The 26,179-nt window shown below is 57.3% G+C and carries 25 protein-coding genes; 7 read left to right on the top strand and 18 right to left on the bottom strand.

The genetic code is table 11. From position 1 onward, the window contains the following. Positions 1-31 precede the first annotated feature (31 nt). Entirely contained in the window at positions 32-1,468 is a 1,437-nt protein-coding gene (locus AC2FH2_RS07125; protein WP_271949025.1) for a mannose-1-phosphate guanylyltransferase/mannose-6-phosphate isomerase, read from the top strand. Between the two features lie 207 nt (positions 1,469-1,675). Then, a complete protein-coding gene (locus AC2FH2_RS07120; protein ID WP_496676873.1) occupies positions 1,676-2,752 on the top strand; it encodes a DUF2793 domain-containing protein in 1,077 nt (358 codons plus the stop codon). Between the two features lie 32 nt (positions 2,753-2,784). On the opposite strand, the gene fcl is transcribed toward AC2FH2_RS07120, so the two are convergent. Both fcl and gmd read right to left on the bottom strand, forming a co-directional pair. Beyond that, positions 2,785-3,762, bottom strand: a complete 978-nt coding sequence (gene fcl, locus AC2FH2_RS07115; protein WP_496702161.1) for a GDP-L-fucose synthase — start codon at positions 3,760-3,762, stop codon at positions 2,785-2,787. A gap of 10 nt (positions 3,763-3,772) precedes the next feature. Then, positions 3,773-4,897, bottom strand: coding sequence for a GDP-mannose 4,6-dehydratase (gene gmd, locus AC2FH2_RS07110; protein WP_496823217.1), 1,125 nt, complete (start codon positions 4,895-4,897; stop codon positions 3,773-3,775). Positions 4,898-5,057: 160 nt separating this feature from the next. Between gmd and AC2FH2_RS07105 the strand changes: the two genes are divergently transcribed. Next, on the top strand, positions 5,058-6,362 hold the full coding sequence (locus AC2FH2_RS07105; RefSeq protein ID WP_142639848.1) for a UDP-glucose dehydrogenase family protein: 1,305 nt from the start codon (positions 5,058-5,060) through the stop codon (positions 6,360-6,362). 59 nt (positions 6,363-6,421) lie between these two features. On the opposite strand, the gene AC2FH2_RS07100 is transcribed toward AC2FH2_RS07105, so the two are convergent. The 4 genes from AC2FH2_RS07100 to AC2FH2_RS07085 form a co-directional block, all read right to left on the bottom strand. Beyond that, entirely contained in the window at positions 6,422-7,705 is a 1,284-nt protein-coding gene (locus AC2FH2_RS07100; RefSeq protein WP_416383921.1) for a TRAP transporter large permease, read from the bottom strand. A 61-nt stretch (positions 7,706-7,766) separates the two neighbouring features. Further along, on the bottom strand, positions 7,767-8,303 hold the full coding sequence (locus AC2FH2_RS07095) for a TRAP transporter small permease (protein ID WP_142639851.1): 537 nt from the start codon (positions 8,301-8,303) through the stop codon (positions 7,767-7,769). Positions 8,304-8,395: 92 nt separating this feature from the next. Continuing rightward, positions 8,396-9,448, bottom strand: a complete 1,053-nt coding sequence (locus AC2FH2_RS07090; RefSeq protein WP_496823216.1) for a TRAP transporter substrate-binding protein — start codon at positions 9,446-9,448, stop codon at positions 8,396-8,398. A 23-nt stretch (positions 9,449-9,471) separates the two neighbouring features. Continuing rightward, the gene (locus AC2FH2_RS07085; RefSeq protein ID WP_496823215.1) at positions 9,472-10,521 is read right to left on the bottom strand and encodes a pyridoxal-phosphate dependent enzyme; all 1,050 of its coding nucleotides are present in this window, start codon (positions 10,519-10,521) and stop codon (positions 9,472-9,474) included. Between the two features lie 125 nt (positions 10,522-10,646). Here AC2FH2_RS07085 and AC2FH2_RS07080 point away from each other — a divergent pair, with 125 nt between their 5' ends. The 4 genes from AC2FH2_RS07080 to AC2FH2_RS07065 all read left to right on the top strand — a co-directional run bounded on the left by AC2FH2_RS07080 (position 10,647) and on the right by AC2FH2_RS07065 (position 14,280). Next, positions 10,647-11,111, top strand: a complete 465-nt coding sequence (locus AC2FH2_RS07080; protein WP_271949042.1) for an Lrp/AsnC family transcriptional regulator — start codon at positions 10,647-10,649, stop codon at positions 11,109-11,111. Between the two features lie 105 nt (positions 11,112-11,216). Continuing rightward, positions 11,217-12,371: an amidohydrolase gene (locus tag AC2FH2_RS07075; protein ID WP_496823214.1), complete on the top strand. Its 1,155-nt coding sequence runs from the start codon at positions 11,217-11,219 to the stop codon at positions 12,369-12,371. Beyond that, a complete protein-coding gene (locus AC2FH2_RS07070; protein ID WP_496823213.1) occupies positions 12,368-13,531 on the top strand; it encodes a M24 family metallopeptidase in 1,164 nt (387 codons plus the stop codon). Before AC2FH2_RS07075 ends, AC2FH2_RS07070 begins: the two co-directional genes overlap by 4 nt. 8 nt (positions 13,532-13,539) lie before the next feature. Beyond that, positions 13,540-14,280: a maleate cis-trans isomerase family protein gene (locus AC2FH2_RS07065; RefSeq protein ID WP_496786234.1), complete on the top strand. Its 741-nt coding sequence runs from the start codon at positions 13,540-13,542 to the stop codon at positions 14,278-14,280. Positions 14,281-14,313: 33 nt separating this feature from the next. Here AC2FH2_RS07065 and AC2FH2_RS07060 read toward each other — a convergent pair whose 3' ends face one another. From AC2FH2_RS07060 to AC2FH2_RS07005, 12 genes are all read right to left on the bottom strand, one after another. After that, entirely contained in the window at positions 14,314-15,075 is a 762-nt protein-coding gene (locus AC2FH2_RS07060) for a Phenylacetic acid catabolic protein (protein WP_271949049.1), read from the bottom strand. 13 nt (positions 15,076-15,088) lie between these two features. Continuing rightward, complete coding sequence (gene paaE, locus AC2FH2_RS07055; RefSeq protein ID WP_496823212.1) at positions 15,089-16,162, bottom strand: 1,2-phenylacetyl-CoA epoxidase subunit PaaE; 1,074 nt, start codon at positions 16,160-16,162, stop codon at positions 15,089-15,091. 13 nt (positions 16,163-16,175) lie between these two features. Next, on the bottom strand, positions 16,176-16,637 hold the full coding sequence (paaD, locus tag AC2FH2_RS07050) for a 1,2-phenylacetyl-CoA epoxidase subunit PaaD (RefSeq protein ID WP_142639942.1): 462 nt from the start codon (positions 16,635-16,637) through the stop codon (positions 16,176-16,178). Between the two features lie 5 nt (positions 16,638-16,642). Continuing rightward, positions 16,643-17,401: a 1,2-phenylacetyl-CoA epoxidase subunit PaaC gene (gene paaC, locus AC2FH2_RS07045; RefSeq protein WP_496689217.1), complete on the bottom strand. Its 759-nt coding sequence runs from the start codon at positions 17,399-17,401 to the stop codon at positions 16,643-16,645. Beyond that, positions 17,401-17,685: a 1,2-phenylacetyl-CoA epoxidase subunit PaaB gene (gene paaB, locus AC2FH2_RS07040; protein WP_142639870.1), complete on the bottom strand. Its 285-nt coding sequence runs from the start codon at positions 17,683-17,685 to the stop codon at positions 17,401-17,403. The genes paaC and paaB overlap by 1 nt, the downstream gene beginning before the upstream one ends. A 23-nt stretch (positions 17,686-17,708) precedes the next feature. Then, entirely contained in the window at positions 17,709-18,686 is a 978-nt protein-coding gene (gene paaA, locus AC2FH2_RS07035) for a 1,2-phenylacetyl-CoA epoxidase subunit PaaA (RefSeq protein WP_271949060.1), read from the bottom strand. 15 nt (positions 18,687-18,701) lie between these two features. Beyond that, positions 18,702-19,904: a 3-oxoadipyl-CoA thiolase gene (pcaF, locus tag AC2FH2_RS07030; protein ID WP_282021795.1), complete on the bottom strand. Its 1,203-nt coding sequence runs from the start codon at positions 19,902-19,904 to the stop codon at positions 18,702-18,704. A 203-nt stretch (positions 19,905-20,107) separates the two neighbouring features. Beyond that, the gene (locus tag AC2FH2_RS07025) at positions 20,108-20,923 is read right to left on the bottom strand and encodes a PaaX family transcriptional regulator C-terminal domain-containing protein (protein ID WP_496823211.1); all 816 of its coding nucleotides are present in this window, start codon (positions 20,921-20,923) and stop codon (positions 20,108-20,110) included. A gap of 49 nt (positions 20,924-20,972) precedes the next feature. Then, complete coding sequence (gene paaZ, locus AC2FH2_RS07020; protein WP_496823210.1) at positions 20,973-23,006, bottom strand: phenylacetic acid degradation bifunctional protein PaaZ; 2,034 nt, start codon at positions 23,004-23,006, stop codon at positions 20,973-20,975. Between the two features lie 107 nt (positions 23,007-23,113). Further along, positions 23,114-24,301, bottom strand: a complete 1,188-nt coding sequence (locus tag AC2FH2_RS07015) for a cytochrome P450 (protein WP_496691529.1) — start codon at positions 24,299-24,301, stop codon at positions 23,114-23,116. Then, positions 24,301-25,653, bottom strand: a complete 1,353-nt coding sequence (locus AC2FH2_RS07010) for a TRAP transporter large permease (RefSeq protein ID WP_281972857.1) — start codon at positions 25,651-25,653, stop codon at positions 24,301-24,303. Before AC2FH2_RS07010 ends, AC2FH2_RS07015 begins: the two co-directional genes overlap by 1 nt. Next, positions 25,650-26,156 carry a TRAP transporter small permease gene (locus AC2FH2_RS07005; protein ID WP_496689208.1) on the bottom strand — a complete coding sequence of 169 codons (507 nt, stop codon included), beginning with the start codon at positions 26,154-26,156 and terminating at the stop codon, positions 25,650-25,652. Before AC2FH2_RS07005 ends, AC2FH2_RS07010 begins: the two co-directional genes overlap by 4 nt. Positions 26,157-26,179: the final 23 nt, after the last annotated feature.

Below are 26,179 nucleotides of genomic sequence, written 5' to 3'. Positions count from 1 at the left end.
CAAAGTCCAAGAACCTTCGAGGCAAGCCGCAATGACCACCATCCATCCCATCATACTCTGCGGAGGGTCCGGCACCCGACTGTGGCCCCTGTCGCGCAAAAGTTACCCCAAGCAGTTCGTCCCTCTGATCGGTGATTCAAGCCTGCTTCAGGATTGTGCTGAACGAATGCAGGGACCCAAGGACGCGCCTTATGCCAAGCCGCTGATCCTTACCAATGATGCATTCCGTTTTGTGGTTCCGGAACAACTGGGCGCGATTGGCATAGATCCGGGTCCCATTTTGATCGAACCCGAAGGGCGCAACACAGCACCAGCGGTTCTGGCCGCCGCGTTGTATCTGGCCGCCAGCAACCCGGATGCGATCATGCTTGTCGCCCCATCGGACCATGTCATCCCGGACAAAGCTGCGTTTCATCAGGCAGTTACCGAAGGCGCGCGCGCGATTTCGGATCGTGGGGATCTCGTCACTTTCGGGATCACTCCGGACCGGCCGGAAACCGGCTATGGATATCTCAAGCTCAGCCATGCCCCAGATACGGGCAACACCGCCATTGCGTTGGACCGTTTTGTCGAAAAGCCTGATCTGCAGAATGCCCAAGCCATGATCGCCGATGGCAGCTATCTTTGGAATTCGGGGATATTTCTTTTCGCGGTCAAAGACATAATCGCTGCATTCAAAGAACATGCGTCCGCACTGCTGGACCCGGTCGGCAAGGCCGTCCGTGAGGCAAAGGCCGACCTCGGGTTTCTGCGCCTCGATCCCCGAGCCTGGGGCACGGTCGAGGATATCTCGATCGACTACGCGGTCATGGAGAAAGCCCGCAATCTGAGCGTCGTACCCTATGCGTCGGGCTGGTCGGATGTCGGCAGCTGGTCGGCAGTTCAAGAGCTGAGCAATCCAGACGCCGATGGCGTTGCCACTACGGGCCAGGTTACCACCATTGACTGCCGGAACGTATTGGTGCGTTCAGAAACCCCCACGCAAGAAGTTGTTGCGATGGGTCTGGAAAACATGATTGCGGTCGCCATGCCTGATGCGGTTTTGGTGGCCAGCATGGACAAGGCTCAGGACGTCAAACAGGCGGTTGCGGCCCTGAAGGCCAAAGGCGCCAAACAAGCGGAATCGCTGCCGGTCGATCATCGCCCTTGGGGCTGGTTCGAAAGCCTGGTTATCGGGGATCGGTTCCAGGTCAAACGCATACACGTTCACCCCGGCGCCTCACTAAGCCTGCAATCCCATCACCACCGGTCTGAACACTGGATCGTTGTTCAGGGCACGGCAAAAGTAACGATCGACGAAGATGTGCGCCTGATCTCTGAAAACCAGTCTGTCTACATCCCGCTCGGCGCCGTTCATCGGATGGAGAATCCGGGCAAGGTGCCGATGGTTCTGATCGAGGTCCAGACCGGGTCTTATCTGGGTGAGGACGACATCATCCGGTACGAGGATGTGTACGCCCGCAGCTAACCTTTAGCGGCGATTGGTAAGCTTAAGGGCAGCTTCGGCTGTCCTTTTTCGTTGAATCCAGACCTTTGGCTACGCCCCATGGAATCCTCCAAACGTTAGCAAATGATTATTCGAACGTTCGGTCAGATCAGACCGAATTCATCCTGGGCACGGCAATGTAGCGCGCAATGCAATAGTCGGACCGACAGCTACAGGAGGACGCCGCCCGTGTCACAAAACTCACCCAGATTGGATTTACCTTTCCTGCAACCTTCGCAGGCCCAGAAACACGTCACCCATAACGAGGCGCTGCGTGCTCTGGACCTGATTGTCCAGCTGAGCGTAGCGTCGACAAACGCCTCGGTCCCGCCTGCGGTGCCGGAACAGGGCGAGATTCACGCGCTTGGCGCCAACCCTACCGGGGATTGGGCCGCGCAGCCGGGCGCCCTTGCGGCCTGGTTGGATGACGCCTGGCATTTTGTGACCCCGGGAATCGGCTGGCGGACCTGGGATGAACAGGCCAACCGGTTGAAGATCTGGGACGGCGCAGACTGGTCCGAACCACAGGTCGCGACCCAGAACCTGGACGGGTTGGGCATCGCAACCGGGTATGACAGCACCAATCGGCTTTCGGTCCGGTCGCCTGCGACGTTGCTCAGCCATGACGGGGCTGGTCACCAGTTGAAGATCAACAAGGCGGCGTCAGGGGATACCGCGTCGCTTTTATTCCAGTCAAACTGGGTTGGCCATGCGGAAATGGGATTGTCCGGCAATACCGGTTTTTCCATCAAAGTCTCTTCTGATGGCGGATCCTGGACCGAGGCGCTGAGCTTTGACCCAGCCACCGGAACAGCCTCAGGCTCTGCCATTCAAAACGATGCCGAGGACATCACGGCGGGCCGCCTGATGCGGGCCGATTATGGCTATTGCCCCGGAAATCTGCTGGGCACTGTGTCTGAATCCGCCGGGGTGCCGACCGGCGCAGTTGTCGAACGCGGATCAACCGCCACTGGCGAATACGTCCGGTTTGCGGATGGTACACAAATCTGCACGGGCGTTCTGACGGCCACCGATTGCGTGAACGCCGAAGGATCGCTGTATTCCAGCGCCGAGACCACCTGGAGCTTTCCCGCAGCCTTTGCGTCCGGAACCTCACCCTCGGTCGGTGGCAGTGGCGGCGCGACAAGCCGGTTTATAGGTTTGGGCGCGGCCACTGAAACACAAGTGCCCTTTAAGGTTCTATCGGCATCCTCGGACACAAGCAGCCTGTCCCCAACGGTAATCGCAACCGGTCGCTGGTTCTGAGCTTTAGACCGTCCGGAGCTATTCCCGGGCGGTCATTTGGCGCGCAAATCGGTGTCTGCCTGCTCCAGAAACCACGCATAGGTCTCGCGGATACCATCTTCGAGTCCGACGCGCGCGCGCCACCCCATATCGGCCAGTCGGGACACATCCATCAACTTGCGCAGTGTCCCGTCAGGCTTGCTGACATCCTGAGTGATCTTACCCGTGAATCCGGTTGTTCCGGCCACCAGGGCCGCCAGCTCAGCGATTGAGATATCTTCGCCGCATCCCACATTGATATGGCTCAGCATCGGCTGGGTATTCGCATCATAGATATCGCGCGGCAGATCGAGCACGAACAGCGATGCCTCGGCCATATCATCAACATGCAAAAACTCGCGCCTTGGCTTTCCTGTGCCCCAAATCACCACTTCTTCCAGCCCGTCACGCTGCGCCTCATGGAATCTGCGGATCAGGGCCGGCAGGACATGGCTGTTTTCGGGGTGAAAATTGTCTCCGGGTCCGTAAAGATTGGTTGGCATAACCGACCGGTAATCGACGCCATGTTGGCGATTATAGCTTTCACACAGCTTGATCCCGGCGATCTTTGCAACGGCATAGGGTTCGTTGGTGGGTTCCAGCACGCCGGTCAGCAAAGCGTCTTCACGCATGGGCTGAGGGACAGCCCGTGGGTAAATGCACGAGCTGCCCAGTTGCAGCAAATGCTTTACCCCCGCTGCAAAAGCCTGATGGATCACGTTGCATTCAATCATCAGGTTTTCGTAAATGAAATCTGCGGGGTAGGTGTTATTTGCGTGAATCCCACCAACCTTGGCCGCGGCTAGGATCACCATATCCGGACGCTCGGTCTGCATAAAATCACGCACGGCGGGTTGGTCGGTCAGATCCAGTTCGGAATGCCTGCGCGTGATCAACTCCAGCGCTTCGCCTTCGTCCTTGCGGTTTTGCAAACGGCGCAGGATTGCGCCGCCAACCATACCACGATGCCCGGCAACATAGATCTTACGCATGAGGGCCTCCTCAGCCGTTTTCCAGGCTCATTGGCAGCTCAAACCCGTGCTCTTTCAAAAGCGCGTGACGTTTGGCCGTCTTCAGGTCTTCGGTCACCATCTCAGCGCACATTTCCTGCACGGTCAGTTCTGGTACCCAACCCAGTTTGTTCTTGGCGTTTGAGGGATCGCCCAGAAGGGTTTCGACCTCGGCCGGGCGAAAATATTGTGGGTCTATCCGCATTACGACGTCACCGGGTTTCAATCCCGGGGCTTTGTCCCCCTCGATCGAAACAACAGTCGCGGTTTCGTCAACGCCTGACCCGGTGAATTCCAGTGAAACGCCAAGCTCGGCTGCCGACCATTCAATGAACTGTCGTACCGAATACTGAACCCCGGTCGCAATCACGAAATCCTCAGGATTGTCCTGCTGCAGCATCAGCCATTGCATCCGCACATAGTCCTGCGCGTGGCCCCAATCCCGCAGACTGTCGATATTGCCCATGTACAGGCAACTTTCCAGTCCTTGCGCAATATTTGCCAAACCGCGTGTGATCTTGCGGGTAACAAAAGTTTCGCCCCGGCGCGGGCTTTCGTGGTTAAACAGGATCCCGTTACAGGCATACATGCCATAGGCCTCACGGTAATTAACCGTGATCCAGTAAGAATAGAGTTTGGCAACCGCATAAGGTGACCTTGGGTGGAACGGGGTGGTTTCGCGTTGCGGAGTCTCTTGCACCAGACCGTAGAGTTCCGAGGTCGAGGCCTGATAGAAGCGTGTCTTTTTCTCGAGCCCGAGAAAACGTATCGCTTCCAGCAAACGCAAAGTACCAATGGCATCCACATCCGCAGTGTATTCCGGGGATTCAAAACTGACGGCCACATGGGACTGTGCGCCAAGGTTATAGACCTCGTCCGGCTGCACTTCGCGAATGATTCGCGTCAGGTTAGACGTATCGCTCAGATCACCATAGTGCAGGTGCAGTTTGGGATTGGGAACGTGTGGGTCTTGATAGATGTGGTCGATGCGTTGCGTGTTGAATGAGGACGCGCGGCGCTTAATGCCGTGAACTTCATAACCTTTTTCCAACAAAAACTCGGCCAGATACGATCCGTCTTGTCCGGTAATCCCGGTGATTAATGCCGTTTTTGTCATAGTTCCGCCCTACGAAAACAAATGTGTATGATTGCCGACCCAAAAACAGCAAGAATCCCCGGAATGCAACCCAAGCACGCTGACAGGCATTGAAACCGGCGGAACTTTCTTCGAATGTGTGCGCGCCAAAGGCGGTATTTGTTAAGAAGGGTATTTTAGTATGCGTATTGCGATGATCGGAACCGGCTATGTAGGTTTGGTGTCCGGGGTATGTTTTTCCGATTTCGGCCATGATGTCATTTGCGTCGACAAGGCCGAACAGAAAATTGAGATGCTGCAGGCTGGCGAAGTCCCGATATATGAGCCCGGGCTTGACGTCCTGATGGCCAAAAACGTAGCCGCTGGTCGGCTCAGCTTTTCCACGGACCTGGCCGCAGCAGTGGATGGTGCGGATGCTGTTTTTATTGCCGTGGGCACGCCCACACGTCGCGGGGACGGTCACGCCGATCTGACTTATGTGATGGCCGCCGCAGAAGAAATTGCGCATGCGATTACGGGCTACACTGTGGTGGTAACCAAATCGACCGTTCCAGTTGGCACCAATCGCAAGGTGCATCAGGTCATTTCTGCCGCCAACCCGAAGGCCGAATTCGACGTCGCCTCGAACCCTGAATTCCTGCGCGAAGGGGCCGCCATTGATGATTTCATGCGCCCGGATCGTGTGGTTGTCGGCGTTGAATCAGACCGCGCCGCCGATGTAATGGCGGAAATATACCGCCCGCTTTACCTGCGGGACTTCCCGATCCTGACCACTGATCTGGAAAGCGCAGAGATGATCAAATACGCCGCTAACGCGTTTCTTGCGACCAAGATCACCTTTATAAATGAGATCGCAGGCCTGTGCGAACGTGTTGGCGGCGACGTGAAAGAGGTCGCCCGAGGCATCGGTCTGGATGGGCGCATTGGCAATAAATTCCTACATGCAGGTCCGGGATATGGCGGATCGTGCTTTCCAAAAGACACCGCCGCTTTGGCCCGGATCGGTCAGGAACATGCCCACCCGATGCAGATCACCGAAACCGTCATCCGGGTGAATGACGAGGTCAAGAAACGGATGATCCAGAAAATCCGAGATGTCTGCGACGACAGTTTCAATGGAAAAACGATCGCTGTTCTGGGCGTGACCTTCAAACCCAATACCGACGATATGCGTGATGCGCCCTCGTTAACTATCGTGCCTGCACTGATCGGTGGTGGGGCAACGGTGCGGGTTGTCGACCCTCAGGGGCGTTCCGAAGGTGAGGCCCTGCTGCCCGGCGTCGAATGGTGCGAAGATCCCTATGCTGCTGCTGCAGATGCGGATGTCGTTGTGCTGTTGACCGAATGGAACGAGTTCCGTGCGCTCAATCTGAGCGAACTAGCTGGCACGATGAAATCCCCCCGAATGGTCGATCTGCGCAATATCTATTCCGAACCCGCCGTCAAGAAATCCGGCTTCGATAGTTACGTCGGTATTGGGCGCTGATCTACGGATCAAGTTTGGATGGCCGATTCAAATCAACCGGCCATCCGTCATTCATTTTGTCAAAACGCCGCCAGATCCCTGAGGAATAGCGCGATACCCGGGAAGTAGATCAGCATAGCCGTCATCAGCGCCAGGATCGCGAAGAACGGCAAAGTGCCCCGGATCACCTCAAGATAAGGTCTGTTGAAAATCGCGATTGCAGTGAAGATATCGCAGCCAAACGGCGGTGTTGCTGATCCGATGGCCATCTGCAGCGTCACCATAACCCCGACAAGAACCGGATCAATCCCCGAGGCATCCACGATCGGAACGAAGATTGGCGTAAGGATGACAAGCACGACCAGCGAGTCGACGAACATACATCCCACGAAGAAGCACAGCGCGATGATGAACAGGATGTATTCCTGCGACGCGCCTTCCAGGTTCAGCGGCTCTAACAGGCCCTGTGGGATCTGTTCGAAGGAAATATACCAGGAGAACGCCTGACCGATCCCGACAAGGATGAACACAACCGCCGTAATCAATCCTGTACTGAGAGCAGAATCCAAAACGTCGTTGAGTTTCAGTTCCCGATAAATCACGCATTCGACGATCAGCGCATAAAGCACCGAAAACGAGGCTGCTTCGGTCGGGGTCACCGCGCCGGTGTAGATACCGCCGACGATCAGGACCGGGAAACCAAGCGGCAGTATGGCCTTGCGAAACGCTGCGCGCCGCTCGGCACCGGATTTCTTTGGCACCCGCGCGATCAGATCGCCCTGCAGGACGCTGTAAAAATAGCAATAGACCGAAAACATCAGCGCCAGAACAACGCCCGGACCAATTCCTGCAATGAACAGCTCGCCCACGCTGGTATTGGCCAGCGTGCCATATAGGATCATCCCGATGCTTGGAGGGATAAGGAAGGCGATGTCGCTAGCATTGATGATCAACGCCATGACAAAACTGTCCTTGTAACCGGCCTTCAGCAGCTTTGGCCGCATGATCTGACCAATCGAAACCACGGTCGCCTGAGTCGAACCCGAAACCGAGCCGAACAATGTGCAACTGATGCAGGCCGTGATCGGCAATCCGGCCCGGCGGTGACCGACAAAGGCTTCGATCAGCCCCAGCAGATTGTTGGCCGTATGACCTCTCGCCATGATATCGGCGGCGAATATGAACATCGGCACAGCGATCAGCGCGTTTGGCGAAATGCCAGTGACCATCTGCTGGATGATGACGCCAGTATCGCTTTGCGAGAAATGAACAAGGCCAATCAGCGTGGCAACCGCTAGCGGAACAACCATCGGGTAGCTGAGGAACAGCAGAACCACCATCGCCACGACCAGAGCAAAGGTGATGACATAGATATCCAGCTCACCAGCTATGACATCGCCAAGGAAATCAAGGAATCCGGGCATCTCAGACTCCTACATCCACTGCGTCATTGTCCTCGACCTCGTACGAGTGCCAGATGCCGACATGAGTGACATTCATGATGAATGCGATCAGATATTGCAGGCTGGCCATAAACAGGCCGACCGGGATCACCGAGTAGATGATATAGACCGGAAACTGCAGCGCCGGGCTCAGACGGTTCAGCTCTTTGATCTCAAGCACGTAGAACACGGACTTATAGGCCAAAAAGGCCAGCAGCATGCTGGTCGTGATCGAAATCAGCGTCAGGATCACTTTCTTGGACCGACGGGACAGCGTGTCATAAACCGCCGTCATCCGAATGTTCCGACCTTTCCGAACCGCATAGGCAAATCCAAAAAAGGTCACGCTGACAATCAGAAACTGGTTCAGCTCTTCCGAGAAGAACAGGCTTTTGCCAAAGGCGTAGCGGCCAATGGCGTTAGCGGTCGAATTCACCATCATCAACAATATGGCCAGAATGATAACGAATTTCTCGATGAACTCGGTGCCCCTACTTAGGGCGACCAATGCGCTTCTCATGATTTTCCCTCCCTCGGCCCGCCAGTCAGCGTTCCGTAAATGAAAGACGCGACGCCTGGATGAGACGCCGCGCCTTTCAGTGATGTCAGCTTTTATTGCGACGCATTGCTCACCTCGTTAAGCAGGCCGTCGAGGATCTTCTGGGCTTGCGCGCGGGCCGCAGGTTTCTCGGCGTCGTCATAGGCGTTTTCGACCACATCGAAGAATGTTTCATGCAATGTGGCGCTTTGGGCTTCAAAGACAGCGCGCTCGTCCTCGGTCAGGACAATGACCTGCAGATCGGGGCGCTCTGCTTTGATCTTTTCCATGTTTTCCAAGTTGATCTTGATCTGATAGTCATGCGCAGCCTGCTCACCCTTGGCGATAGCGTTCTTGACCATTTCCTGCTGATCTGCAGGCAGGCGGTTGAACCAATCGCTGTTGGTGGAAACAGTGCCGACGTAAGGAAGCTGGCCGGGGAAGATCAGGTAATCCTGAACCTCATGCCACTTGGCGTTGTAGATGAAATAGATCGGGTTCACCATGCCATCGACGGTCTTCAACTGCAGCGCGCCATAGACCTCGCCCCAGGACAAAGGAGTCGGGTTAGCGCCAAACGCCTTGAAGGTTTCCACCGGAATGGTCGAGGTGAAGGTACGGATTTTCTGGCCTTCAAAATCCGCCGGGCTGCGGATCGCCTTGTTGGCGCCCCAGGCCATGTCGCCTTCCGAGATCATAGTGAGCAGCTTGAGGTTCACCTTCTCGAATTTCTCGCTGAGGTCTTCGTAGATGGTCGGGCTGGTGGTCAGAACCTCGCGGATCACGTCGATATCACCGCCCAGAACATAGGGAAGATCAAGAACCTGCGCCTCGGGCACATAAGACCCCAGGTGACCGGTGCCCACCGATACGAACTGGACCGTACCCTTAGATGTCAGCTCGACAATATCGTTCTCGGTACCCAACTGACCGTAGTAGTAGATACGCACTTTGATGTCGCCATCGGACTGCTCTTTGACACTTTCGGCGAAGGCCTGTGCAAAGATATCCTGTACGTCGCCTTTGTCCTCTTCCGAGGCGAATTTCCAGGTGTCCGCAAAGGCAGCAGTCGACAGACCTGCCGCGAAAACCGCCGAGGTTATCAGCTTGCTAAAAATGGATGTCATTCTGTTAGTCCTTTCTTGCCCGCTCATGCGAGCCCTTCTGAGATGATGACAAGAGGACGTATTTCCTGCGTCCTCGCCTGTTGGTTGGTTCTCTTGCACAGGGCGCCGTAACCGGCCGCGCCTGACGGAGTGGTCGCGATTCCAAGTGCTGTGACAGCTTCTGCGGCTGCCTGGCCTTCTTCTTCGGAAAGGGTTTCGTAGCTCACGCCGCAGCGCTCGAGCACATCCCAGGCCACGATCGACGGTGCCTTGCAGTCAAGCCGACCCATATTCGAATCCGGCCCATCGCTGCGGGTGGCCCGTCCGGCCAAGTGACTGGCCCGCAAACAGGACGCAGCGCCGGGTTCGACAACGATCAGTTCAGGCTGTTCCGCCCAGTTCAGACGGATCATATGCGACATTGCGGCGGCCAACCCACCGACACCGGCCTGCAGATAGACATGCGTAGGCCACTGCCCCGAGGCCTCGAACCGCGCGCGCAACTCTTCGGCGATGACGCAATAGCCCTCCATCACCAGTTTCGGAATTTCGGTGTAACCAGGCCAGGTTCCGTCGGCCAAAAGCGTGGCACCGGTGGTTTTGGCGTCAGCAATAGCGGCGGCGACGCTTTCGTCATAAACATCGCCCGAACGGACAACCTCGACACCGAAGGTTCTAAGACGGTCGCCGAACCCTTGCGGTACGGTCTGCGCCAGATGAATTCGCGCCTTTGCGCCCATCGCCCGTGCCCCAGCCGCAACGCCCATTCCGTGGTTGCCTGCACTTGCGCAGACGAATGTGTGGCTAGATGCGAATTCTCTAAAATCGGCATCCTTCATCCGCGTGAGGGAGAGCGTTTCACCTGTATTCTCGTGCCATGCATCCTCGAGAAGGCGTGCAACCGCATAGGGTGCCCCCAAAGCTTTGAAGGCGCCAAGCCCCATACGCTCTGTCTCGTTCTTGGCCAGAATGCTCTGACCATCCGGCCCCGTGATTTCAATCAGCGGCGATACAGCATAGGTCTCTTGCCCCTGAAAAAACACCTGCGCACGGACGAAATCCGGGGCGAAGCTTAGGTCGTCGGTCACTATCATGTATTTTTCATCCGCTTTCTCCATGTGCAGAGATTGTGCATGACCGACCTATTTCTATTTATCGTATTTGACCCTAATCTCGATAATATGTTTCAAACCTGCCTCTTCCATCGCGAGGATTTTTCATGAACCAACAACTTGATGATGCAGACACGATAATCCTCAGAACCCTGCAAAGGGATTGTCGAATCGGGCTGGAACAGCTGGCGCAAGAATGCAGTCTTTCTGTTCCCTCGGTGCAGCGGCGGCTCAAGCGGTTGCGAGATTCCGGGCTGATCCTGAAAGAGGTCGCGGTGCTCAACCCGTCGCGCTTTGACTATAAGATGACCTTCATTGTTCTGGTCGAACTTGACCGGGAATCGCTTCAGCAACTCGATCTGTTCCGAAAACGCGCCAGGAACGAGCCGCAAGTTCAGCAATGCTATTATGTGACCGGTGATGCCGACTTTGTTCTTATCTGCGTCGCGCAGGACATGGAGGATTTCGAGGACCTGACCCATCGCTTGTTTTTCGATAACTCGAACGTCCGCAGATTTCGCACATCCGTCGCGATGGACCGTACAAAGATTGGTCTGGAACTTCCGATCTGAACTTGGCGCTTTTGTGCAATTTTTTCTGCTTTAGGGCCGGAAATTTGATGCGAAACACGCAGCCCTATCCTGTAGAACCGATGCAACTCACACGCGGATGAAGAAATGAGCGATTTAGAAAACCGTATGATCGCGCTTCGGCGGGATTTGCACAGGCACCCGGAACTGGGCTTTCAAGAGAAGCGAACCAAGTCGGTTGTCGCTGAACGGCTGCGCGCCCTTGGGATCGAAGTGCACGAAGGCGCAGGCGTTGTCGGTGTGCTTCGATCCGGCGGTGGCAACAAAGCCATTGGCCTGCGTGCTGACATGGATGCGCTTCCAATCACCGAAACCTCGTCCCATGACTATGTCTCTACCTCACCCGGTGTGATGCATGCTTGTGGCCACGATGGACATACAACCATGCTGCTTGGGGCGGCAGAGCGTCTGGCGAAAGAACCTACCTTTGACGGTACGGTTGTTTTTCTATTCCAGCCAAACGAAGAGCACGGCCTGGGCGCGCGCGCGATGATCGACGACGGTGTGCTAGAGCAATTTCCGGTCGAAGAAATCTATGCAATCCACAATTTGCCAGGCGCTCCAACCGGTCAGATTTCGACCCGCACCGGTATTATCTGTAACAGTGAAACCCTGTTCGAGATCACGGTTAAAGGCCAGGGCGGTCATGCCTCGATGCCACAAACCGGCGTTGATGCAATTACCGTAGGGTCCGAGATTGTGGTGGCATTGCAGACCGTGGTGGCAAGAAAGCTTGCGCCCGCCTCTGGCGCGGTAGTGTCCGTGACCGAATTCCTGACGGACGGCCAGCGAAATGTCTTGCCGGGCAACGCCACTCTCAAAGGAGATTTCCGCGCCAGATCGCCCGAGGACCGCAGCGCCATCGAAGGGTTCATGCGCCAGATCGCCGAGGGGATTGCGGCGGCGCATAGCATTCAGGCCTCGGTCAGCTTTGATACGCAGTTCGTCGAGACCATCAACGCCGCCACCCCGGCCCTTGCGGTATATCGCGCAGCCGAAGCCGCCGGTTGTGACCTGATCAAAGATCGGGCACCGATGAGTTTTTCTGAGGATTTCGCCCAGTTTTCGGCCGCCGTGCCAGGATGTTTCCTTTTGCTGGGCAATGGCGAGACCGGGCCGCATGGCCAACCGCTTCATGCTTCTGACTATGATTTCAATGATGAACTGCTGCCGATCGGAGCTGAATTCTGGGCCCGATTGGTTCAGGACCGGTTGCCCCTGCGAAAGGATCAAGAGTCATGAACGCCCCACGACGTGGTTTTGACCAACAAGAATTCGCAACGCGTACCGCAGCGGCGCAGACAAAGATGGCCGAAACCGGTATGGCGGGCATATTGCTGACAACTGAACCGGATGTGCGCTATTTCAGCGGGTTCCACACACTGTTTTGGCAAAGCCCGACCCGCCCATGGTTCCTGTTCATCCCGGCATCCGGCAAGCCCATCGCAATCATCCCTGAGATCGGCGCAGACCTTATGCGGCGAACCTGGGTCACAGATATCCGCACCTGGGGCGCACCTGCACCAAAGGATGACGGTATCGGGCTGTTGACCGATCTGCTGGCGCCGCTTGCCAGCCGCGGCGAGACTGTCGGCCTGATGAAGGGCCACGAAACCCATTTGCGGATGCCGCTTGGCGATTATGAGCGGCTGTTGGCGGGCCTGAATGGGCTAAAGATCACTGACGCGACCGAGATCGTTCGGGGCTTGCGAATGGTGAAATCCGAGGCCGAGATCGAAAAGCTCTCTTATATCTGCTCAATCGGGTCGCAAACGTTTGAGCAGGTGCCTGACTTCGCCCGCGAAGGGCAGCCGCTTGAGGATGTTTTCCGCTCCTTTCGGCGCGAAGGGCTGGCGCAGGGTGCCGATGATGTTCCGTATTTGGTCGGCGGTGCTGATACGGGTGGCTATCACGACGTCATCTCGCCCCCGTCCCGCCGTCCACTGACGCGCGGCGATGTGCTGATGCTTGACACCGGTTCCAACTGGGACGGGTATTTTTGTGACTTCGATCGGAATTGGGCCATTGGCCGCGCCGATGACGCCTCACGCCGTGCATATGATGTTCTTTGGCGCGCGACTGAGGCCGGGATCGCCGCAGCTCGCCCCGGAGCGACTTGCCGAGAATTGTTTCTAGCGATGCAGAAGGTGATCGCTGAGCTCGACGATCAGGGTGGTGACGTCGGCAGGCTGGGTCATGGGCTTGGCATGCAGCTGACCGAATGGCCCTCACACACCAGTTGGGATACAACCGAGATCGCCGAAAATATGGTACTGACCCTTGAACCATCACTTGGTTATGGCGACGGTCGGGTCATGGTGCACGAAGAGAACATCGTCATACGTGCAAGTGGGGCAGAGCTTTTGACCAAACGCGCCGCGCCCGAACTACCAATCATCTGAGGCCAATCATGAAGCTTGATTTCGAAACAGACGAAGGCATTGGCACCCGCGCCAATCTAGGTGTGATTGTTCTTGAGACTGACGAGACGTTAGAGAACGAATTCTCTCGGATCATGCGCCTAGCTGGTGTCGCGCTCTATCACAGCCGGATTCCGATGGTGCCCGAAATCCGACCCGACACACTGGCGCGGATGGAACAGGACTTACCTGCGACGGCACGGCTTTTACCACCATCGCTCAGCTTTGATGCAATCGGATTTGGCTGTACCTCGGCCTCGACCGTGATCGGGTCCGAGAATGTGGCCAAGGTGATAAAGACGGTCTGCCCGGATGCACGTGTGACAGATCCGTTGGCGGCAATCATCGCTGCCGGTCAGCATTTAGGAGCCCGACGATTGGGCTTCGTCACCCCCTATATTCCCGAAGTTTCCGCTGGGATGCGCACAAAGCTGGAACAGGCCGGTTTCGAAATCGCAGGTTTCGGGTCGTTCGAGGAAGGAAATGATCGCGTTGTTGCGCGGATCACAGAAGGGTCGATCCTTGACGCTATTGAAAAGGTCGCGGCTCAAGCGCCCTGCGATGCTGTCATTGTCTCTTGCACGAATCTGCGATGCCTTGACGTCATTGTTCAGGCAGAAGAAAAGATCGGGATTCCAGTCATTTCCAGTAATCAGGCGCTTGCCTGGCATATGCTTCGATTGGCCGGCATTGAGGACCTCAACCCTCAGTTCGGACGGCTCTTTGCCTAGAGCGTGAAGGGTGTCCGCCTAGGGCGCTTTCGTTCAAGCAGGCGATTTGAGGCCAAGCGTTGCCAGAGTTGCAGCCATTGTCTGGCCCCAACGGTCCTGCAATGCGCTGTTTGTGTTGCGACGCAGGCCCATTGATTTCAACAGCTCGAACCGTTTCGGGTCATCGCCGCCGAAGGACACCGCAACCCGAGGCCACCAGTAAGTGACCGAGTTCTGCATGTCGTCCGCCGCACCGTTCTCGATCAGTTTGACCGCCCCTTCCAACGCCAGCTCGCCATGATGTGCCTCGACCGGGGCGATGGATCGGAAGGCTTCGGCCAGAGGCTGATACGAGATGGTGGAATACTCGGCCAGTTGTTCGGCCACCGCGCGGCTCATCAGCAGGTTCATGACCACAGCGTCTGTCCAGCCGGACAGCGGATAGTTGAACACCGCCAGACGCATGTCATGCTCGGACCGGGTGGCCCCTATATCCGCATCCCGCGACAAGCGCATGGTCCAAGGATGGTGATTGGCATAGCGTTCGGTATCTGCGCCAAATTCGCCCATGATGCTGAGAACACAATTTGCGTGGTCTGACTTTTCCAGCACGATCTTTGCGGCGGCGATCCGTTCCTTGATCCCCGGCCCCTGATTGATGATGTCGGCAAACCCGGCAGCCCCAGCCAGTTCGCTGTCGACAAATGTCGCCATCAGCTTCATCAGCTCGGCCCGATAGCGAGGCGGCACGTTCGATGGGTTGGTCAGAACACCGCCTGCGGCCAGATAGCTGTCGAGTGTCATTGAATCGGACATATCTGCCCCCTTTCTACCGGTCGTAATCGACGACCACGCGGTCTGTTACCGGGTAGGCCTGGCAGCTTAGCACATAGCCTTTTTCCACTTCGTAATCTTCCAGCGCGTGATTGGCGAGCATCTCGACCTCACCCTCAAGCACCTTGCAGCGGCAGGTCGAACAGACACCCGCCTTGCAGGCAAACGGGGCATCCATAGCGTTTGCAAGGGCCGCCTCAAGGATGGATTGGTCCTTGGGTATGGTCACGGTCTGAGTGGATCCATCCAGCGTGATCGACGCGCTGCTTTGATTGCCCTGCGTACCCGTTTCTGCCGAAACGGGCTTAGCCTTGGCCCGTCCGGGCTGGGCGCTGGCGAACAGTTCAAACTTGATCTGGCTGTCATCCAGTCCGTGTTCGCGCAATGCGGCGGCAATGCCCAGCATCATCGGTTCCGGGCCGCAGATAAATGCGGTGTCGACATGGTCGATATCGACCCAATGTTTGAACAGCTGCGCGCATTTTTCCTGGGTCACCAAACCGGTGAACAGCTCGATCTCTTGTGAATCCCTCTCAAGAACGTGGATCACGTTGAGGCGACCCATATAGAGGTTCTTGAGGTCTTCGAGATCCTCGCGGAACATGATCGTGTTGATGCCCTTATTGGCATAGATAAGGGTAAAGCGTGATTGCGGTTCCTGTGCGAGGGTCGTTTTGAGGATCGACAGGACCGGAGTAATCCCCGAGCCCCCTGCAAAGCCCAGATATTGCTTTTCCGCACCCGCATCTATCGGAGTATGAAAGCTGCCCATCGGCGGCATGGCCTCGACGATGTCGCCGATATTCAGTTCAGTATTCGCCCATCCGGAAAATGCGCCGCCTTCAACGCGTTTGATGCCAACCTGCAGCACGCCTTCATCCTTGCCCGCGCAGATCGAGTAGGACCGGCGCAGTTCTTCGCCCTCAAATTCGCGACGAAATGTCAGATATTGACCGGCGGTGAAATCGAACTGATCTGCAGCGCCGTTCACAGGTTCCAGTGTCACCACCACCGCATCGCGAGTGGTTTTGTGGATATCTGTGACTTTCAGGTCGTGGAAACGTGCCATCCGGTGGTCCTCCTCAGATGCACTTGAAATAGTCAAATGGTTCCAGGCAGTCGGTGCATCGCCAATGCGCCTTGCAAGGCGTCGAACCGAACTGGCTGACCTTCTCGACCGCTTTGCTGCCGCAGCGTGGACAGCGATCCGGGCCGCCTGCCGGTTGCGGCGGGGCAATGCCATAGTCTTCCAACCGGGCGCGGCCCTTTTCGCTGAGCCAATCGGTGGTCCAGGCCGGGGCGATGCTGGTTTCGATCTGCACGTCACTGATCCCGCGATCGTGCAAGGCGGTTTCGATATCCAGGCTGATAATGGATGTTGCCGGACAGCCGGAATAGGTTGGAGTGACCGTCACCTTCAACGTCTCGTCCTGCCACTGCACATCGCGCACAATGCCAAGATCGACCACCGAAATCACCGGAATTTCAGGGTCAGGAACAGCATCCAGCCATTCCCAGATTTGTTTGGTCGATGCCCGATCCATCGGCGTTACCAGCTTGCTTCGGGATAGGCGCGTTGCAGCCACTGCATCTGTGTCAACAGATGACCCAGATGTTCCGTATGCATCCGCCCGTCACGCCCACCTTTATGGGCAAACGCGCCTTCCGGGATCGTCAAGGTCGCCTCGGACAGGATCCGCTGCACTAAAGCGTCAAACTCCGCGCGCAGATCCGCGGGGTTCGGCGCAATGCCCGCCGCGACCATCTCGACGTCAACTTCGTCGCTGGTGAACATCTCACCGACATACGGCCACAGGTAGTCCAGAGCCGACTGCATCCGGGCGTGGCTTTCCGCTGTTCCGTCCCCCAGACCAACCACCGTGTCGCCCGAGCGTTCCAGGTGATATGCCACCTCTTTGCTGGCTTTCGCGGCAATGGCCGCGACACGGTCATCCGTAGAGTTGAGCAAGCGTCCCAGCATGATGGAATGCCATGCATCGAACAGGAACTGGCGCATCAGGGTCCGGCCAAAATCCCCATTGGGAACCTCGACCAGCAGCACATTGCGGAAATCCCAGGCATCGCGCAGGAAGGCCAGATCGTCAGCGGTTTTGCCGCCTTGGATTTCCCCCGCCAGACCCAACCACATCTGAGTCTGCCCGATCAGGTCCAAGGCCGTGTTGGCCAGTGCGATATCCTCTTCCAGCACCGGCGCATGGCCGCACCATTCACTGACGCGATGGCCAAGGACCAGGTCGTTATCACCCATCCGAAGAAGGAATTGTACAAATGCCGCGTCCCGGTCCATCACATGGCCCCCACTTCATCGGGGATGTCGAAAAAGGTCGGGTGACGATAGACCTTGCTTTCGCTGGGCTCGTATAATGGGCCCTTGTCGCTGGGCGAGGAGGCCGAGATATTATTCGCCTCGACCACCCAGATCGACACACCTTCATTGCGGCGGGTATAGACATCGCGCGCGTTCTTGATGGCCATCTCCGCGTCAGGGGCATGCAACGAGCCGACGTGACGGTGGCTCATACCATGCTGACCGCGGATAAAGACTTCCCACAGGGGCCATTCGTTTTTCATCGGGTTTCCTCCTCAGGGTCGGCTTATTCGGCAGCCACTGTGCCAGAGCGTTTCTTTTCGGCATAGGCCATCAGCCCGTCGCGCACCCATTTGCCGTCGTCCCAGGCTTGGTTTCGGGCGGCCAGCCGGTCGGTGTTGCAGGGGCCATTGCCACTGATGACATCGAAGAACTCGGACCAGTCAGGTTCTGAAAAATCATAATGGCCGCGATCGTCGTTCCAATTCAGCTTTGGGTCAGGGATGGTCAGGCCCAGATACTCGGCCTGTGGCACAGTCTGATCGACGAATTTCTGACGCAGCTCGTCATTGGTGTTCATCTTGATCTTCCATTTCATCGACTGCGTCGAATGCACCGAGTCCTTGTCGGACGGTCCAAACATCATCAGCGATGGGTACCAAAAGCGGTTCAAAGCGTCCTGCGCCATTCGTTTCTGGTCCGGCGTGCCTTCGGCCATCTTGCGGATGGCGTCATAGCCCTGACGCTGATGAAAGCTCTCTTCTTTGCAGATGCGGATCATGGCGCGTGAATAGGGACCGTAAGACGTGCGCTGCAACGGCACCTGGTTCATGATCGCGGCGCCATCCACCAGCCAGCCAACGGCACCAACATCAGCCCAGTTCAGGGTGGGATAGTTGAAGATGGACGAGTATTTCATGCGCCCGTCCAGCAGCATTTCGGTGATCTCATCCCGGCTGACACCCAGTGTTTCGGCGGCGCAGTAAAGGTACAGACCATGCCCGGCCTCGTCCTGAACTTTTGCCAACAGGATCGCCTTGCGTTCCAGTGTGGGTGCCCGTGTGATCCAGTTCGCCTCGGGCAGTTGTCCAACGATTTCGGAATGGGCGTGCTGGCCGATCTGGCGGATCAGCGTCTTGCGATAGCCTTCGGGCATCCAATCCTTGGGTTCGATCTTTTCGTCAGCGTCTATGCGCGACTGAAAGGCAGCGAGCTTTGCAGGATCTTCCTGTGTCGCCTCGGACTTAACCATCTGAGCATACATATCCCGTCATCTCCCCTATACGCGTTCAAGAATAAGCGCTGCGCCCTGACCGACGCCGACACACATGGTGCACAGCGCGTATCGCCCGCCCGTGCGCCGCAACTGATAGGCCGCGGTCATAACCAACCTTGCGCCGGACATGCCCAACGGGTGGCCAATGGCAATCGCGCCCCCATTCGGGTTCACCTGTGGCGCGTCGTCTGGCAGACCCAGTTCGCGCAGTGTCGCCAGACCCTGTGACGCGAAGGCCTCATTCAACTCTATCACGTCCATTTGCTCGATGCTCAGCCCGGCGCGAGCCAAAACTTTGCGGCTAGCCGGAACCGGGCCAATGCCCATGACACGCGGCTCAACCCCGGCGACAGACATGCCCACGACCCGGGCCATCGGGGTCAGGCCGTTCTTTGACGCTGCCGCCTCATTGGCCATCAAAATGGCCGCAGCGCCGTCATTGACGCCCGAGGCGTTGCCAGCGGTCACCGTCTTATCCGGCCCGTTGACACCTTTGAGACCGGACAGCTTGTCCACGGTCACATCCGGGCGCGGATGTTCATCCGTATCGACAATGATCGGATCGCCCTTGCGTTGCGGGATCGTGACCGGAGTGATTTCATCCCGGAACAGACCTGCCTCGTGCGCGGCGGCCCATCGGGCCTGACTGCGCGCCGCAAAAGCATCTTGGTCATCGCGGCTGATACCAAAGTCTTCGGCCACATTGTCGGCCGTTTGCGGCATCGAGTCGATGCCATAGGCCTGTTTCATCTTCGGGTTCACAAAGCGCCAACCGATTGTGGTGTCATAGACCGCATTGCTGCGGGTAAAGGCCGAGGTCGCCTTGGGCATCACAAAGGGCGCCCGCGACATGCTTTCGACGCCGCCGGCCACAGCCAGATCATAATCGCCCGCCTTGATGCCCCGCGCCGCCATTCCAACCGCATCCATTCCACTGGCGCACAATCGGTTCACTGTTGTTCCGGGCACATCAACCGGCAATCCAGCCAACAAGGCCGCCATCCGCGCCACATTGCGGTTGCTTTCACCCGCCTGATTGGCATCGCCATAGATCACATCATCAACGCTGGCCCAATCAACCTGCGGGTTGCGCTCTTTCAGGGCGGCCAATGGAATCGCGGCCAGATCATCTGTCCTGACTGACGACAAAGCCCCCCCATATCGCCCAATCGGAGTGCGCGTCGCGTCGCAAATGAATGCGTCCATCACTTAATTCTCCTGTAGGTGCTGATCCGTATCATTGACCGCATGGTCGGTTTTTAGGGCGTCCATCGATTCGAGGCAAGCTTTATGTTACGAGCTCTTCTTCTTTCTTAGCTTTTCTGTAACATTAAGCGCGAGAGATACGCCCGCAATGATCGCCGAATGACCAGCATCGGGCGGATCAGATAGGTGACGCTAAAGAAAACCTAGCTGTCCAGCTCGGCTTCCAAGGATGTTAAATCCGGGCGCGGCAGTTTTTCCAACAACTGAGATACAGCCGCCCGGCATGCAGGGCCTTTCCAGTCAGCGGGCAGAAACGCTGCAGGAAAGGCGGGATGGCGCAGAACAATACGGCGCCAATTATGCACGATCAGGACACGCAGAATGGCCGTCTTCATCGGGTCGCCCGCCCCCTCAGATGGCATCTCTTGGTCGATGATCTGTGTCGATCTCAAGAACTGATCATAGGCGGTTTTCAACGCCTCTGGCCCGCAGAGATCCCGAAGCCAGCCAGGAACAGAGATAGCGCTGCTTTCCACGCACATCAGCTCTTCAAGACCCGCCGGAACCTGACCCGGAGCCATCGATGTTGCGGGATTGAGAGAGATGTAGTCCCCAGTCAGCATCAGGTCAGCCAATTCTTTGCGCGATGAGTCCGAATTGCTGGCGATAAGTACATGCCAGAGGCCGGGTTCCGGCGCTTCCTTGGCATAGATACGCGGTGCGGCGGTCACACTCTGATGACGGCCAAACGCGGTCAGGCGGTGAAAGCTGCTGCGCCCTTTGCGGGTGCTTTCAATCCAGCCATCCTTGCGCAGCCGATGCAGGGCAACACGCGTGGCTTCGGCCTTGATCCCGGCAAGGCTGGTCAGTGCGGTGATCACCGCACCACTTATCTGATCTGTTTCTTCCTGCGCCAGATCACCGAATATCGTCACCAGCACTGACCACACCCGTTGCGTACCCTCAGAGGTCAGATGGCTAACGCAGGTTTCAAACCAATCAGGGGCTGAATCTTTCATACGGCAAGTATAATCGGGCCAGATCGAATTACCATCCGGCCCAAGAATCTTAGTAGGCCACCATGGTCAGCAGCTCATATTCGGCCACAGGCTCATCATCCTGTTGGGTCAGGGTGACATGCCAGCGCACCTCGCCATATTCATCATTGCGGCGGGTTTTCTTTTTGACCGTCAGGCGCACCTTGATGCTGTCGCCTGCCTCTACCGGTTTCATAAAGCGCAGGTTATCGAGCCCAGTATTGGCCAGGACCGGCCCCTCGTTCGGTTCCACAAAAAGACCCGCCGCGAAAGACAGCAAAAGATATCCATGTGCGACCCGGCCCGGAAAGAACGGGTTACGCTCAGCCGCGGCCTGATCCATGTGGGCATAGAAGGTGTCGCCAGTGAATTCCGCGAAATGTTCAATGTCTTCCATGGTCACGGTCCGCGGTGCGGTGTGGATCGTCTCACCAATGGCCAGATCGTGATAGCGGCGTGTAAATGGATGGGCTGGCGCATTGACCTCCTCGGCGGCACCCGGCACCCATCTCTCGCCAATAGCTGTCAATATGTCCGGCGATCCTTGAATCGCCGTACGTTGCATATAATGCATCACACCGCGCACACCGCCCATTTCCTCGCCACCGCCAGCACGGCCGGGACCGCCATGGACCATATGCGGCAAAGGAGAGCCATGGCCTGTGGATTCTTTCATCGAGTCTCGGTTGTTGAAATAGAGCCGCCCATGATAGGCCCCTGCCCCCATAACAAATTTGCGGGCAACATCAGCATCATGTGTGATGACTGAGGCCACCAGAGACCCCTGCCCTCGGTTCGCCAGCTCAATCGCGTGGTCGGTATCGCGATAGCCCATGATTGTACTGACGGGCCCAAAGGCTTCGGTATCATGCACACGTTGCGCGGCATCGGGATCGCTGCAATGGAACAGCATTGGTGGCAGAAAGGCGCCCTTATCCGCATCGGCCCCATCGACCACGAAGTCGTCCGGGTTGCCAAAGACGCACTCGGCCTCGCGCCCTATAATCGCGGCCTTCTCTAAAACATCGCGCTTCTGACTGGCTGAGACCAGCGCACCCATTCGGGTGGTTTCCAGTTTCGGATCCCCGATGGTGGTCTTTGCCAAACGCGCGGACAGCGCCTCAATCACGGCCTGCACATGCGGCTCGGGCGCGATGATCCTGCGGATGGCAGTGCATTTCTGACCCGCCTTGGTGGTCATCTCGCGCTGAACCTCTTTGACGAACAGATCGAATTCGGGCGTTCCCGGCGCGGCATCAGGGCCAAGGACCGAGCAGTTCAAGCTGTCCTGTTCCGCCACGAACCGGACCGAATTTTCCAGGATCACAGGGTTCGCACGCAGCTTCAGCGCTGTATCCGCCGAGCCGGTAAAGCTGACCACGTCTTGCAGGGTCAGGTGATCCAGCATGTCGCCCAAACCGCCTGACACCAGCTGCAACGCCCCGCTGGGCAAGATGCCCGAATCCAGCATCAGGCGAACACACAGCTCGGTCACGTAACAGGAATTCGTGGCCGGTTTGACGATGGCCGGAACCCCCGCCAGCAGGGTCGGCGCCAGCTTTTCCAGCATGCCCCAAACCGGAAAGTTGAAAGCGTTGATATGGACGGCCACGCCTTGCAGGGGTGTACAAATGTGCTGCCCCAGAAAGGTGCCATTGCGCGAAAGCTGCTCGACCTCACCATCCAGATAGACATGCCCGTCCGGCATCTCGCGCCGCCCTTTTGAGGCAAAGACGAACATCGTGCCAATACCGCCGTCAATGTCGATCAGATGATCCGCCTGGGTTGCGCCGGTATTGAAGGACAGATCGTACATCGCCTGCTTGTGCTTGCCCAGATGAACAGACAGCGCCTTGAGCATCTTGGCCCGCTGGTGAAACGTCATCTTGCGCAGCGCAGGACCACCAACATTGCGCGCATGATCCAGCATTCCCTGAACGTCCAAGGCGTTGTTTCCGGCTGTTGCGATCACCTCTCCCGTCACCGCGCTTGCGATGTTGCGAGCACCTGCCCCCGGCGCAATCCACTCGCCCGCAGCAAAACTTGAAATCTGTTGGATCGTCATAGGTCTCTCCTTACTCGCGGCAGGGCTAGCGCGCGGGGGCGTTTGCGATATCTTATTATTAACCGTACGGTCGGTCAATAAATTTCAGAACAAGCAGCGCGGCTAGTTCAAACCTGCGCGGGCAGGTGGGCGAACCCCCGAAACCGGATACGCCCCCCACGCTGAGCACTTTCCGTGATCTGGTAATCAGGGAACCGGTTCAAAAACCGGCTAATGGCAACCCGTCCTTCCATCCGGGCCAAGGTCAGACCAACACAAGTATGCGGTCCGCCCGCAAACGCGTGGTGCTTGTTGGGACGGCGATCCAACATCATGTCGTCGGGGCAATCAAACTGCCGCGGATCGCGGTTGGCCGCGCCGATGCAAAGATGCAGATCGGTTCCTGCTGGAATGACATGTCCGTGAAATTCCACCTCTTCAGTGGTCAGGCGATTGCCGAACTGGTTCGGGCTTTCCAGACGCAGAAACTCGTCAACTGCGGTGAAAATCAGGTCTGGATTAACCAACAGCTCGGTCCGCTTATCCCTGTGGCGATCCAACAGATCCAAAGCGTTGCCAATCAGGTTTGTTGTGGTCTCATGCCCGGCATTCAGAATGAAGATGCAGTTCTGGTACAGTTCAACTTCGGTCAGGCCGCCCTCGGTGTCATCCTGTATCAACCGGGTCAAAACATCGGTCTCCGGGTTGCCCGGGTTGGCCCTGCGGTCGTCGATGATATCGCGCAGAAAGGCTTTGAACTCGCGGACTGCGCGGTTGCCCCAATCTTCCTGCTCGGGCGTCAGCTGCGGTTCCAACGCCCCGAGAATGGCCAAGGACCACTCACGCAACGGCTCACGCTCGGACCGAGGGATTCCCAGCAGGTTGCCGATGATCTCGATCGGGATCGCCCCGGCAAAATCCTCGATCAACTCAACTGTGCCCTTGGCCTGCATTTGATCCAACAGCCCGTCGACAAGTTCGATCAGACCCGGCTCCATCTGCGCCAAAGCGCGCGGGTTCATCGCGCCCACCATCACCTTGCGGACACGCGAGTGCAGGGGCGGATCATTGAACACAAGACTGGTGGTGTGATGTTCAAACAATGGGCTATCCACCCCGTATTTGGGGCCAAACACGGCCTTCTTGTCCGAAATGAACCGCGTTGTGTCCCGATAGATGATGTCCAGATCCTGATGTCGTGACAGGATCACTGACCCATCGGGTTGCAGGCAGACGGGCGTATCTTCACGCAGCGCCCTATAGGTAGGATAGGGATCATCGTGGAACCCGTCAGGCAGCTTGGTCAGCGCAAACATCAGTGGCCCATCGCCCCCATCTGTTCCGGCAGAACCAGCACAAGCCAGGGCACCAGAACGATCAGGGCCAGCCGGAAGATATCGGCGATCCAAAACGGCGTGACGCCTCTGAAGATCGTCCCGGTCGACACATCCCCGACCACACCCTTCAGAATGAACACGTTCAGCCCCACGGGCGGGGTGATCAGGCTGATTTCGGTGACGACGACCACAACAATGCCGAACCAGATCGGGTCATATCCCAGCGATGTGACCAGAGGAAAAAAGATCGGCACGGTCAGCAGTAGCATCGACAGGGATTCAAAAACACACCCCAAAATGATGTAGATGCCAAGGATCATCAGGATCACCACAAAGGGCGCAACGTCATACGCTGTGACCATGGCGATCAGCGCTTCGGGCAAACCGGCGAGGTTGATGAAGTTCGAAAATATCTGCGCCCCGATCAGGACCGAGAACAGGGCCGCAGCGGTCGCGGTGGTTTCCTTCAAAACCTCGAATGTTGAACCCAGGCTAAGCCCGCCGCGCGACAAGGCAATCAAAAAGGCGCCCATGGCCCCCATCCCTGCCGCCTCGGTCGGGCTGAAGGTCAGGTTCAGCGGTTGAAAATCGAAGGCACCATAAAGCCCGCCAATGACCAGAAAGAACAGCAGCAACACGGCCCAGACCGAGCGCAAGGCCCTCAGGCGCTCGACCCAACCGTGGCGTTCGCCTGCCGGTCCCGCCTCTGGTTTGCGCCAGACGGTCCAGCGCACCGCGAGAAGATAAAAAAGAATGCCAAGCACACCGGGGATAATGCCCGCAACAAACAGTTTGCCAATCGAGGTTTCCGTCAGCAGGCCATAAATGACCAGGATCACCGAGGGCGGGATCAGGATGCCAAGCGTGCCACCCGCTGCAATCGACGCAGTCGAAAGCTCATCCGCATAACCATACCGGCGCATTTCCGGCATCGCGACCTTGGACATGGTGGCCGCTGTCGCCAGAGACGACCCGCAAATTGCCGAGAACCCGCCGCAGGCCGCGACAGTCGCCATGGCGATGCCGCCCCGGAAATGGCCGAGAAATGCATTGGACACCGCATAAAGCTCGCGCGCGAGCCCGCCTTTGTTCACGAACAGGCCCATCAGGATGAACAGAGGCACCACCGACAATCCGTAATCCTGTGCCGTATCGGTGATCTGGCGACCCACCATCGACATCGCCGCCTTCAAGCCGCGCTCCGAAAAGATGCTGCCGCCACGTTCGTAGGCGAACCCAAGCGTACCAACCAGACCCATCGCGAAGACGATAGGCAGACGCACCAGTACAAGCACCAGAACAAGGGCAAAACCGATAAGTGCGGCGGTCATTGAGAGGTCTCCGACAAGGATTGGGGGGAGAAGATAGTAATCAGGCCCGTGACAATCATCGCCATGGCCGTGATCGCAGTGAACCCGGCGATGAACCAGCCGACATAGAATACCGGGATCGACAGGTATTCAGTCACATCGCCATAGTCCCGTGCGCGCTCGGCAAGAATCCAGACGCGTTTGATCGGCCAGATGAGCATCACGCCCGACACAATATATACAACAGCGTCACGCGCTCGGCTCAGCCGCAAGCGGGAAAATACTCCGTCCGTCAGGTCGACGGCGATCTGACCCTTTCCGGCTGAGATCATCGGCAGAACCGAAAACACCATGATCGCCATGAGAATACGTGTCAGCTCAGTCGCTGCCTCAATCGGGGCGTTCAAGACAGACCGCAGTATGACGTCAAAAAAGGTCATCACCATCAGGATGAACAGCGCTATACAGGCCAGCAGCGTCGGAGCGATGCTGACGCGACGCGCAAAAGTCACGAGAGATTGCATGATTGGGTCCCGGCTGGTGAATA

The sequence above is a fragment of the Ruegeria sp. YTSA105 genome (genome assembly GCF_059610225.1).
The sequence above is the reverse complement of the archived record's forward strand: the minus strand, read 5'-3'. Positions and strand labels throughout refer to the sequence as shown.